The sequence below is a fragment of the Thalassospira lucentensis genome, assembly GCF_001613805.1.
In the GTDB taxonomy this organism is placed as follows: Bacteria; Pseudomonadota; Alphaproteobacteria; order Rhodospirillales; family Thalassospiraceae; genus Thalassospira; species Thalassospira lucentensis_A.
Map to the genome: position 1 here is coordinate 462,085 of NZ_LPVY01000003.1, position 12,401 is coordinate 474,485.

At 55.1% G+C, this 12,401-nt stretch carries 9 protein-coding genes; all 9 read right to left on the bottom strand.

Translation table 11 applies throughout. The features are described 5' to 3' along the window. Positions 1 to 79: 79 nt before the first annotated feature. The 9 genes from AUP42_RS04450 to AUP42_RS04490 all read right to left on the bottom strand — a co-directional run bounded on the left by AUP42_RS04450 (position 80) and on the right by AUP42_RS04490 (position 12,347). Entirely contained in the window at positions 80 to 553 is a 474-nt protein-coding gene (locus AUP42_RS04450) for a hypothetical protein (RefSeq protein WP_062949247.1), read from the bottom strand. A gap of 9 nt (positions 554 to 562) precedes the next feature. Continuing rightward, on the bottom strand, positions 563 to 2,671 hold the full coding sequence (locus AUP42_RS04455; RefSeq protein ID WP_231858157.1) for a protein kinase family protein: 2,109 nt from the start codon (positions 2,669 to 2,671) through the stop codon (positions 563 to 565). 241 nt (positions 2,672 to 2,912) lie between these two features. Next, entirely contained in the window at positions 2,913 to 4,208 is a 1,296-nt protein-coding gene (locus tag AUP42_RS04460) for an adenylosuccinate synthase (RefSeq protein ID WP_062949251.1), read from the bottom strand. A 36-nt stretch (positions 4,209 to 4,244) separates the two neighbouring features. Next, positions 4,245 to 5,411, bottom strand: a complete 1,167-nt coding sequence (locus AUP42_RS04465; RefSeq protein ID WP_062949253.1) for an ATP phosphoribosyltransferase regulatory subunit — start codon at positions 5,409 to 5,411, stop codon at positions 4,245 to 4,247. A gap of 143 nt (positions 5,412 to 5,554) precedes the next feature. Then, a complete protein-coding gene (locus tag AUP42_RS04470) occupies positions 5,555 to 6,760 on the bottom strand; it encodes a phosphoserine transaminase (protein WP_062949255.1) in 1,206 nt (401 codons plus the stop codon). A gap of 161 nt (positions 6,761 to 6,921) precedes the next feature. After that, complete coding sequence (locus AUP42_RS04475) at positions 6,922 to 8,793, bottom strand: SLC13 family permease (protein WP_062949257.1); 1,872 nt, start codon at positions 8,791 to 8,793, stop codon at positions 6,922 to 6,924. A gap of 279 nt (positions 8,794 to 9,072) precedes the next feature. After that, positions 9,073 to 9,900, bottom strand: coding sequence for a PhzF family phenazine biosynthesis protein (locus AUP42_RS04480; protein WP_062949259.1), 828 nt, complete (start codon positions 9,898 to 9,900; stop codon positions 9,073 to 9,075). 48 nt (positions 9,901 to 9,948) lie between these two features. After that, entirely contained in the window at positions 9,949 to 11,382 is a 1,434-nt protein-coding gene (locus tag AUP42_RS04485) for a pyridoxal phosphate-dependent decarboxylase family protein (protein WP_062949261.1), read from the bottom strand. Next, a complete protein-coding gene (locus AUP42_RS04490) occupies positions 11,379 to 12,347 on the bottom strand; it encodes a threonine dehydratase (RefSeq protein ID WP_062949263.1) in 969 nt (322 codons plus the stop codon). Before AUP42_RS04490 ends, AUP42_RS04485 begins: the two co-directional genes overlap by 4 nt. Positions 12,348 to 12,401: the final 54 nt, after the last annotated feature.

Sequence of the window (12,401 nt, forward strand, 5' to 3'; positions counted from 1 at the left end):
CCTCGTCAATGAATATGACTGCGGCGGACAAATTGTCCGCCGCTTTTTTGTGTTTAAGATATATCATTCAATGAACCGGTCACTTCCCGGAACGATCAATTTCCTTGATCAGGCTGTCACCCCAAGTTTTGATTAATCCGCGCTGTTTCTTGCGCAACTCGGAAACCCGACGCTGGGCCGACAGGTTAAGAACATTGGCAACAATCGGTGGCATCGCCAGATACAAAAGCCAGCCAAGACCGGCTGCGCCATACATGATCGACAAGGCAACGGGCTGGAAAATTTCCTGCGTTGCAACACCAACGGTTTGCGCCCCCTGTTGCCAGATTTCCATGATATAGGGCGCAACCCCTGAAAAATTCAGACCGAAAATACAGCGTGACATGGTCCGTCCCTGGCTGCGATCAAACATGAACGCGACCATAGAAGGCAAAAGCCCGACCGCCAAAGTAATGAATGTCGGCAGAGCTACCATGAACAAAAGCACGGCGGATGCCACCACCGACAAACCGGAAAAGGCACTTTTCTTTTTACTGCCAGACTGTCTTGCCATCCCCGTCCCCTACCAGATATGCATCAGAAACAGTGCCGACACCGTCAGCAATGCAATCATGGTCGACGCAAAAGCTGCCGCCTGCTGACCGACTTTTTCTGCCAGTTCAAGCCGTGCGGGACCTGATGATTCAAGATCAAAAACCTCGCTTTCCGCTTCGGAATATTCCTCGACCGCGGTGATGAATTCGGTCTGGTCCTTTCTGCGTTCCTGTTCGTCATTGATCAGATTATAAAGTTCGACCAGATTGCCGCGCTTGGCCAGCTTCGGGATTTCGTGCTCGACCCGTTCCCGTCTGGCTTTGCTGTGAAATACCTTGACCGCGGGCTCCATCAAACGTGCGACCCAATGGGACAGGTTCTGAAGGTTATCGGGGCCATGTCGCCATTGAACAAGTGCCAGCATACTGATAATCGCACGACTGTATTCAACTTCATCAGATGGATTCTGCAGAGCAAGAAGCTGTGCCTCGACATCATCCTCAAGGCGGGTCGCGATAAAGGCCGCGATATGTCGGTCCACTGGCCAGCTATCGTCAGGCAAATCTGCGGCAGCTTTTTCCAGTGCTGGCAAAAGCTGCGTTATATCGACAACATAATCTTTCTCGATCATCGGGCTCAGACAGTGCTGATTGCGCACGATGGCATAAAGGCACCGCTCATAGCCATAACCGGCACTTTGCTGCTGGATATAGTATCGCAGGTTTTTGTACGCCTGCTGCAGCTTCTGAATTTCCGGGCTGTACCCGCCCTGACGGCCAAACCAGAAGGACGGAATATCGCGGACCACAACATCGGCAAAACGCTGCGGCCCACGACCGTGCTGAACATCATAGGACAGCATGCTGCCCAGACCATCAACCATCGCAGAAAAGCCCTTGAACCGGATTGCTCCGGATGGATCAAGGATGATAATTGATTTGGCAACCAGGATATCCTCGGCCGCGCGCTTATCCGCACCAGCCCACTGCAATTGCCGTATTGCTTCAGACATGTGTTTGGCGCGGTCATTATCCGCAAGTCCGCGGCGCAACCATATTTCAACAGTACCATCGCGAAGCGGTGCAAGCGAGTTGACCCAGTTCTTTGCAATCCCCTGCGCAAGTGATCGCGCAGTATAATAATCCTTGCCCGCCAGGTTCTGGGATCGGGCCGCTCTTCGCTCGGTATTTGACTGGACCGGTTTTGCTCGACGGCCATCGATCCAGGCATTCAGTTCGGCAAATCCCCATCGTTCTTCAGTGTCATCACATAAAAGTCCACGCACTGGTTCAATCAATGCCAATGGCAGTTTTTCATTCATGACCACGGCCTGGAACGACCCCTTGGACAGTTTAACGTCGATAATGTCCTGTTCGCGCAGCTTTTGAAGAGGCGTATGCCCAATACCAAGGGCGGCAATCGTCATGCCCAAGGCATAAAGATCGTCAAGCAGCGTTCCCAACCCGCGACCGGCAGGGTCGGCAGTCATTCGGGATATGGTCTCGTAAACCAGTGGCTGATTGAAACCGGCAGGGGCAGCACAACAATCCCCAACGACAACCTTCTCAGCCATCGGATCGCCAAAGAAAAGATTGTCTGCACGAATATTCCGATGCGTCAGCCCTTTGTCGGCCACAGCCTGCAACACATGCATCAACGGTTCGATAACAACTTTGGCAAAATCGTGCTCGTCTATCTTTCTCTGTTTTTCGCCGGGCACCAGAACACGACCACCTGCTGGCTTTTCATAGAAAAGCACCATTGTCTTGCGGTCCAATAGCGGCCAGTGGGCAATTTCATGGTCCAGAAGATCGATCTGCCCACCGATATGCACCCCCGTCAGAAATCTGATCAGGTCTTGACGCGTTGGAACAGTCGGGTCGGTGACAAGTGCGAATGCACCACCTTCTTCGCGGCGCAGATTATCCGCAGCATAGGCCTTGCAATTACCCATATCGTATTCAGGAAGCCGAAGATCCGAAAACACACGGAAATTGCCAATTTCGACACTGCGTCCGCCACCGCCACTGGCAGCGGGTTCCTCTCCGCCCAAGCCTGGTCCCTGCGCCCGGGAATCCTTTTTCTCCCCGGCGCCATCCTGTTCGTCAGCGCCGTCGGAAACATCCTGTTTCTGCATTTCCGCTTCTTGTGCCATGAGCCCCGGTTTTTCTTTGTTGGAGGAAACACGTTCAAAGCCCCTACTTGGAAAGCTGTTTTGTCGTGTCCTCTGGTCCCCTGAAACGATACTGCCGATAACAAAACGGAGCAAGCCGTTATCCGCGCTGCAAACAAGGACCGGATCGGCCAAATCATTCACCTGAAACGAAAAAAGCCACCGGAAGAACCGGTGGCTTTTGCATTTTCATTCAAACACGCGATCAGGCGCTGAACGGGTCGTGAACCAGAATGGTATCATCACGTTCCGGGCTGGTCGACAGCAACGCAACCGGTGCCTCGATCAGCTCTTCGATCCGGCGAACATATTTGATCGCCGCCGCAGGAAGATCGGCCCAGCTACGCGCACCCATCGTGGTTTCCGACCAGCCTTCAATGGTTTCATAAACCGGTTTGGCTTTGGCCTGAAGACGCTGGTTCGCCGGAAGATGGTCATAGATTTTGCCATCAATGTCATAGCCGGTACAGATCTTGATTTCCTTGAACCCGTCAAGAACGTCAAGCTTGGTCAGTGCAATACCGGTAATACCGTTAACCTTGACCGACTGTCGGACAAGGGCTGCATCAAACCAGCCGCAACGACGTTTACGCCCGGTGACAACTCCAAATTCATGACCACGTTCACCAAGACGTTCACCATCCGCGTCAAACAGCTCGGACGGGAACGGTCCCTCGCCAACGCGTGTGGTGTATGCCTTGGTGATCCCCAGAACATAACCGACACCCGACGGCCCCATACCCGAACCAGCCGCAGCCTGACCCGAAACCGTGTTGGAAGAGGTAACGAATGGGTACGTGCCATGATCGATATCAAGCATCGTGCCCTGCGCACCTTCAAACAGGATACGCTGACCGGCTTCCTTGAACTGGTTCAGCGACTTCCAGACAGTGTCCGAGAATGGCAGGATTTTCGGTGCGATTTCCTTAAGCTGCGCCAACAGTTCCGCACCATCAACTTCCGGCTGGCCCAAACCGCGCAGAAGCGCATTGTGGTGGGTCAGAAGGTTTTCGACCTTGGCTTCAAGAAGTTCAACATCGGCCAGGTCGCCAACGCGGATTGCACGGCGGCCAACGCGGTCTTCATATGCCGGGCCGATCCCGCGACCGGTCGTACCGATCTTGTTGTTGCCTGTCGCCGCGGCTTCGCGTGCCTTGTCCAGATTGCCGTGCAACGGCAGGATCAGGCAGGCATTTTCGGCTACGCGCAGGTTTTCCGGCGTAATTTCAACGCCCTGCCCTTTAAGGCGGTCAATCTCGGTCAGAAGCGCCCACGGATCAACGACAACGCCGTTACCAATAACCGACAGCTTGTTCTTGCGAACAATACCCGACGGCAAAAGGCTCAGCTTATAGGTGGTTCCGTCGATCACCAAAGTATGACCGGCGTTATGACCGCCCTGGAAACGCACAACGACGTCTGCCCGTTCGGACAGCCAGTCGACGATCTTGCCTTTCCCCTCGTCCCCCCATTGGGAACCGATCACGGCAACATTGGTCATCGCAAAACTCCTTGCGCGATAAGAAATGGTTCTGGGTTACGCACCCAGCGGCACAATCTGGCCGCCAAGATAAATAAAACTGCATCCCATGCGACGTGCTTCCTTGCGCGCCGCATCTTCTGTTTTGGCTTCGGCCGCACCTTCAAGTGCTGCCACGGTATAATGGCCGTCTTTGCGCAATTTGCGCGCTTCGCGCTGTGGCGTGCCCAATGGCAGATACACACGTTCGACCGGCTTTACATCGGCAAGACCGCGCAAAATCGTATCCATGAAAAGCGACATACCGGTTGCGGCTTCGCCGCCCGAACCACCCGCCCGATAACGGCCGCCGCGCCCCAGCTCACCGCGCACATGCTTGGCAAACAGGGTAAAGCTGACACCGGTCTGATAGCGGAAACCGGCCATTTCAACCGGATCGATGGTCAGGGCTGCATCAAGATCGGATGCCAGAATGCGTTCGGCAACCTCGATCAAACGGTGCAATTCTTCGGATGCGCCCAGCGGCAATTCAAGTTTTCTAAGCTTCGGCAATGCCGCCTGCGCCGGACCGGCCGCCTCAAGCAGGGCAACAAGCACATCGGTTACATTGCCACTAACCGCTTTGACCGCGGCAACATCGCGATGTTCAAGGGCCGCGATCAGCGTTTCGCGATCATCGGGCGCGACGCCAAACGCATCAAACAGGCGTACCGGCAGGGTCGGCAAATTCAGATCAACCGAAACATCGGGCAGACCGACATGCTCCAGCGCCTCAAGCGCCAGCAACACAATCTCGGTATCCGCTGCGGCACTGGACACGCCAATAAGTTCCGCCCCGACCTGGGCAAACTGACGTTCAGGACGCAACTGTGTGCCCTTGATGCGCAATACATCGCCGGAATAGGAAAGACGCAGCGGACGCGGCGCATCCCCCAGACGGGTCGCGGCAATGCGGCCGACCTGCGGGGTCATATCGGAACGAACCCCCATCATCCGGTGCGACACCGGATCCATAAGGCGGAACGTTTGGGTGGCAAGTTCGGGAGCAGCACCTTCCAGAAGGCTTTCTTCGAATTCGACCAGCGGCGTCTTGACCCGGTCATAGCCCGCATGTGCGAAACTGCTCATCAGCTTTTCGCGGATGTCAGCTTCCCGTGCGGCGGTTCCAGGCAGAACATCCTGAAGGCCGGCGGGCAAAAGAGCTTTCCTGGCAAGTTCGGTCATTATGTGTGCTTTCCGGACAAGGCGCGCAAAATCGGTTCAGGTCGTGCCTGATCTATATATCCGGTAGCGGTTACTACCGCTTTGTGCCGGACAGGGCAACGGGAAAACCCCCGAAGACGCAAATAATACTTACGAAATGCCGTTCAGCCAGCCTGAATTTCAGCTTTGACCGTCGCATAGGCCCAGTCGAGCCAAGGCAGCAACGCCTTGACATCACTGGGTTCCACAGTCGCACCGCCCCAAATCCGAAGCCCCGGAGGCGCATCACGATAGCCATTGATATCCATCGCGATTTCTTCGGCTTCAAGGATTTGCGAAATGCGTTTTGGCAATGCTGCCTGCTTTTCCGTCGGCAACGACAATGCCCACGGATCAACAATCTTGATGCACATCGATGTATTGGATGCCGTTTCCGGCTTTTCCGACAAATCAGCCGCCCAGTCACTTTTGGCAAGCCATTCATCAAGATAGGCGCGATTCTGGCGGGTACGTTTCAGCAAACCTTCAAGACCGCCGATGTCTTCGGCCCATTTCAGGGCATCAATGGCATCTTCGACCACCAGCATCGACGGGGTATTGATGGTCTCCCCGCGGAAAATGCCATCAATCAGCTTTCCGCCCTTGGTCATGCGGAAGATTTTCGGCATTGGCCAGGCCGGATTGTGGTTTTCAAGGCGCTCAACCGCACGCGGGCTCAGGATAATAATTCCATGGCCACCTTCACCGCCCAGAACCTTCTGCCAGCTATAGGTGACAACATCCAGCTTGTCCCATGGCAGTTCCATGGCAAAAATCGCCGAGGTTGCATCGCAAATTGTCAAACCTTTGCGGTCCGATGCGATCCAGTCGCCATTGGGCACCCTGACACCTGCAGTCGTGCCGTTCCATGTGAAAACGACATCCCGGTCAAAATCAACGGCGCCAAGATCGGGCAATTTGCCATAATCGGCTTCCATAACACGAACATCTGGCAGGTTAAGCTGTTTCAGGACATCGGTCACCCAAAGCGAACCGAAACTTTCCCATGCCAGCATATCAACGCCGCGCGGCCCCAAAAGCGACCACATCGCCATTTCCACCGCACCGGTATCGGACGCGGGAACAACGCCAAGCAGATAATCATCAGGCAGGTTCAGGATCGCGCGTGAACGGTCAATGACCTCTTCCATGCGCTCCTTGCCGAACTTGGAACGATGCGACCGGCCAAGAACACGGGTATCAAGTGCATCCGCCGACCAGCCCGGACGTTTTTTGCATGGGCCCGACGAAAAATTCGGGCTTTCGGGGCGCTGATTTGGTTTGGCAAAGGCATCAGTGGAATTGGCAGTTACATTGGCGTTCTGGGCCATCAGCATATTCCTGAGATAATCGAACGATGCAGGCGCATAATTCTTCGTCAAAATCGGAGCCCGATCCTATTGCGACATGCGCAAAAGTCAAACGCCTTTGGCGCATCAGAACTGCCCGTATTTGCATGACAGATCAGCCGATTTCTCATCCGAAATCCGGATCAGAACGGGATGTCGTAATACCACGGGGCAAACAGACTGAACACCAGCCACAAGATGATGATCAATGGTGTCCCGGCGCGCAGGAAGTCGACAAATCGATAGTGCCCCGGCCCCATCACCAGAAGGTTGGTCTGATACCCGACCGGTGATGCAAACGAACAGTTCGCCGCCATCACCACCGCAATAGCGAAGATATGCGGCTCCACCCCAAGGTTTTGGGCCATGCCAATGCCGATGGGTGTGAACAGAACAGCACAGGCATTGTTCGACAAAACGTTGGTAAAGAGCGCCACGATCAGGAAGAACAATGACAGGATGATCGGCGCCGGAGCCCCGCGCGTTGCCGCCAACAATTGATCAGCAACGAATTCGGCCCCGCCGGTTAGCTGTAAGGCATTGCCAAGGGCAAGAGCAGCCGCCACCAGCAGCACGATCTTTCGATCAATTGCACGCGATGCCTGACGCAGATTAAGCGCCCCGGATGCGATCATCAGTGCCGCACCGATAAAACTTGAAACCATGATCGGCACAAGGCCGGTCGCGGCAACCGCAATCACGCCAAGGAAAATGGTCGCGGCACGGCGCGCATGGAACGGGCGCGGCAAGGTGCGCGTCGACCATTCCAGCAAAACCACATCGCGAATGGTACGAAGAGCTTCAACATCCTCGGACCTTCCCTGCACCAGAAGAACGTCACCGGCTTCAAGGCGTATTTCGGTCATCTGCGTGCGGATCATGCGCGAACGGCGCTGGATACCAAGAACAAGGCACTTGTACTGATATCTGAAACCGATCTGTTCAAGGTTGAACCCGATCAGGCGCGAACCCGGCGGCAGCATCACTTCGGCCAGAAGCTGCGTCGACTTTTGCGGAATCTCCTCGCCGCCTTCGTGAACGGCGGCGGCTTCTGCATGCAAAAGCCCCGGGTCTTTCTGAAGCGCCTCGGTCAGGGCCTTGCGCGTGGCGGCAACGACAAGAACGTCACCTGCCTGGATTTCCATGTCCTCTTCGAACGGCGGCAGGTCGGCATGTTCGCGCCGGACGATCATCTGGATCGTGATGTTGGGCAGGTTCTTAAAGAAACCCGCAACCGGGCGGCTGCCGATCATCTGCGATGCCGGACCAACCGTAATCTGGGCGATAAACTGTTTTCCGCTGCTGTCGGGGTTGGCAAGCTTGCTACGCATCGATGCCAATGCGGGCAAAAGACGCGGCGCAATAAACAGGACGTAAATAAACCCGGACAGGGCAAGCACGCTTCCAATCACGGTGAATTCGAAGAATTCTAGCGCAGGCATGCCAAGTTCGATCAAGGAGCTTGATACCAGAAGGTTGGTCGAAGACCCGATCAGGGTCGTCATACCGCCCAGAATCGCAACGTAAGAAAGCGGAATCATCAAAGCACTTGGTGAACGCTGGATACGTTCAGCCAGTGCCTGAATGATCGGTATGAAGATAACAACAACCGGGGTGTTGTTCAGGAACGCCGACATCAGCATCACAACAAACAGACCGATAAAAATCGCCACGGATGCGTTCTTGCCACCATGTTCGGTAATCAGACCGGCGATATAGCTGACCCCACCGGTCAAAACCATGCCCTGCCCAACAACAAGCAAGGATAACACGGTCAACAAGGCGGGGTTGGCAAACCCCGACATCAACGCGCCAGCATCCAGAAGGTTGTTGCCCTCGGCATCGGGCAGCGGGAAGAAATTGAAGAACAACAGCAATATGGCAATCAGCGCCATGCTGGTCAGTTCGAGCGATATGCGCTCCAGCCCGTACAGAACCAGCGATCCGGCGACCAGTGCCAAAACCACCCACATCTGTAATGGCGTCGCAGAACTGGCGACAACACTATCGATCACGATCTATCTTCCCCTGCAACAGCGCTTTGATACGGGGTTGTGGCAGACAATTTTGAAGGTCTGTCCATTCCCCGAAAGTCGTATTTTGTCCTTACTTAGACGAAAGCCCCTGCAAGAGGTCAATAAAAATCAAACGTGTGATCGCGGCCCTGCGCGATAGTGGGTAGATCAGCCAGCCACGTAAGGTCATAGAAAACCAGCGACTTTCCATAAAAATGGCGGGCAGTGTTGTGCCCTGCCCGCCATTGCAATGATCGCTTTTCGACAATCTGTCCGACGTCAATCAGGCAAATAAATCTCGCCCTTGAGATACAAAAGCGCATTGCCCTTCAGATGGACACGATCACCATCAATCGTACAATCAACAATCCCGCCGCGCTTGGACGCCTGATAGCCGACAACATTGGATTTCCCGTTGCGTTCCGCCCAATACGGCGAGACAACGCAATGCATGTAGCCGGTGACCGGGTCCTCATCGATGCCAAGGGCGGGCAGGAAATACCGCGATACCATATCGATGCCCGGCTGATCGCCCGGTGCGGTAACGATCACACCGCGTTCGGCGAGTTTTCCCAATGCTGACATATCGGGGGTCATGTTCCGCACCACCGATGCATCATCATAGACCACGACAAAATCCGTATCCCGGCTGGCAACCCGGAATGTTCCTGTCGGCCTTGCGTCGGATATGGCGGCAAGGACGTGCGCCGGAACATCGTCAGGAGCAATCGATTGCTTGGGGAAATTAAGCACAATCGCATCACCATCACGGCGCGCAGTCAGAATTCCGCTAGCACTTTGCAGGCGAATCAAATCACCGCCAAAGCCCAGCATATTGAAAATGACAAACGCACTTGCCAGCGTCGCATGCCCGCAAAGCGGCACTTCGACCGTTGGTGTGAACCATCGGATATGAAAATCAGCTCCGTCATTCTTTGCCGGATCAAGCTTCACCACGAAGGCTGTTTCCGACAGATTGTTTTCCAAGGCGATATTCTGCATTACCGCATCAGACAGCCAACTATCGAGCGGCACCACCGCCGCCGGATTACCGGCAAACATCCGGTCTGCGAACGCGTCAATCTGGTAAATCGGAAGTGTGGTCATAAGTCGTCTATCCTGAATGATCTCTACATATGTCAAAAAACAACGCTGTTACAGGACACCGTCAATTGCGTTTCTTACAATCTCCATATCGTGATCCTGCATGCGCCAGTTGCTGAACGCAGCACGGAACCCGAACCGGCCACCATAAATCGTTGGCGTCATAAACAGTTTGCCGGTCGCATTGATTCGCGTCAGCAAGGCGCGATTGTCATCATCGCTTCCCGGACCGGTCAACATGGTCACGTTGAGTTTGGGTTCGCTCAGCAATTCAAGCCGTTCATGACCGCGCACCCACTGCGCCAGATCAGCAGCCTGATCACAGTTCGCCCGAACAATACCGGCAAATCCGTCTCGACCATAGGCCACCATCGCCAACCAAAGCGGCAAGGCCCGGAACCGGCGGGAGTTTTCCACCCCGCGATTGATATACATATTACCGACTGCCTCGGTCTGCAGATAAGGCGCAAATGCCCGGCAGCAGGTTTCAAGTACACGGATATGCCGGGTCAGGAAAATTCCGCAATCATAGGGAACATTCAGCCATTTATGACCGTCGGACGTGATGGAATCCGCACGGTCAAGCCCCGCCAGCAAATGGGCACGACGATCATCAAGGGCAGCAAACATGCCAAACGCCGCATCTACATGCAGCCACGCCCCAAACGCCGCACATAAATCGGCAATAGCGACCAGATTGTCGAAATCGGTGGCGTTCACCGTTCCGGCAGATGCAATGACCATCTTGGCCTTGGCCGTACTTGCCGCAAGCTTCGCCTTAAGATCGACAATATCGGTTTCTTCGGTCCCGGGTTGGGTCGCAACCTTGGTAAAGCTATTACGACCGATACCGGTGACCGATAAATCCTTGATCATGCTGGCATGCGGGCTCGCCGCAAAGATTTCAAAACTCGGAAGAACACCGGCCCCATCAGCGTCAACATCAACACCGATCTGCTGGCCGCACCACTGGCGACCGGCAACAAGCCCCAAAAGGTTGGATACCGTCGCCCCGGTGGTCAAAACACCGTCAAACCGCCCCTTGGGCAAACCGGCCAAGTCGCACAGCCAACTGATCACCTGTTCCTCGACCGCCGCCGTAACACTGCCTTCCGGTCCGGTGGCGTTCTGGTCAACCGCAGCGGTCAGCCAGTCACCGGCAAGGGCGGCGGGTGTGGTTCCACCGGTCACAAAGCCAAGATAACGGGGACCGATTGATGCGGCGAGCAGCGGCAGAATTTCTTCCTTCGCTGCCCGCAACGCATCAAGCGTACCGCGACCCTGCCCCGGCATCGGGCGCGAGGGATCAAAGGCAGAAAAGTCGCGGCAGGTTACATCCATGTCATCGGCACCCTGAACAAACGCCCGTGCCATATCGCTGGTTGCGGCCAGGATCTGGTCAAGCTGTTCAAGATCGTCAAACATCAGATGACGCGCCGTTGGTGCAGTGGGGCTGCTTTCGGCACGATTTAAGGGGCGGCTCATTGGGTATCTCCGTTCAGGATGCGGGCATAGTCGGCCCGATCAATATTGGCGCCGCTCAGAATGACAGCCGTCTTCTTGCCGATATTGCGTTCACGATCCGCAATGGCTGCCGCAAGCGAAACGGCTCCGGCCCCTTCGGCAAGGGTGTGGCAGGAACTGAAATAAAGGCGCATTGCATCACGGATTTGATCGTCACTGACAGCGACGATATCGGATGCACCGGCTTTGATGATTTCAAACGCAGCCGGATCAGGACTGCGACAGGCAACACCATCCGCAAACGTATTCGCCGTTGGCGTTGTAATTACCTTGCCCGCCCGGAAGGATTGCAGGACGGCATCTGCACCCTCCGCGACAACACCGATAATTTCGGTATCAAGGCCCAGTGCATCGCGCACCGTAATCAACGAACAGATCCCTGATCCCATGCCAATCGGCACATAAATCCGGTCAAGCTTTTTGACCGCGTCAAACAGTTCCAGCCCATATGATGCAACACCACGCACAAGTTCCGGGTGGAATGGCGGCACCATGACCAGATCCTCGGCCACGGCATGTTGGGCGGCATATTCGGCCGCGTCCTGAAAGTCATCGCCATGCTCGATGACCTCGGCCCCCCAGGCCCGCATCGCTGCGTTCTTTTCAACCGAATTGCCATGCGGGACGATAATGGTTGCCGAAATACCCGACTGACTGGCCGCATGCGCAAGGCTTTGCCCATGATTGCCGCGTGTGGCACTTATGATACCGCGCGATACGCCAAGCGAGGTTTTCAGATAACGGCAAAATGTCAGCCCGCCGCGAATTTTGAACGCCCCAAGGCGTGTATGGTTTTCATGTTTCACATACAGGGACAATCCCGTCGCCCGATCCAGCAACGGCCAGCGAATAGTCGGCGTCGACGCCACATATTCATGGACATAAGCCGCAGCCTCGCGAAGTTCGTTTACCGTAAACAACGACATTGTCACCCTTTAGGATAGTTTATGAGTACAATCGAATGTGAATTATTGGTACAA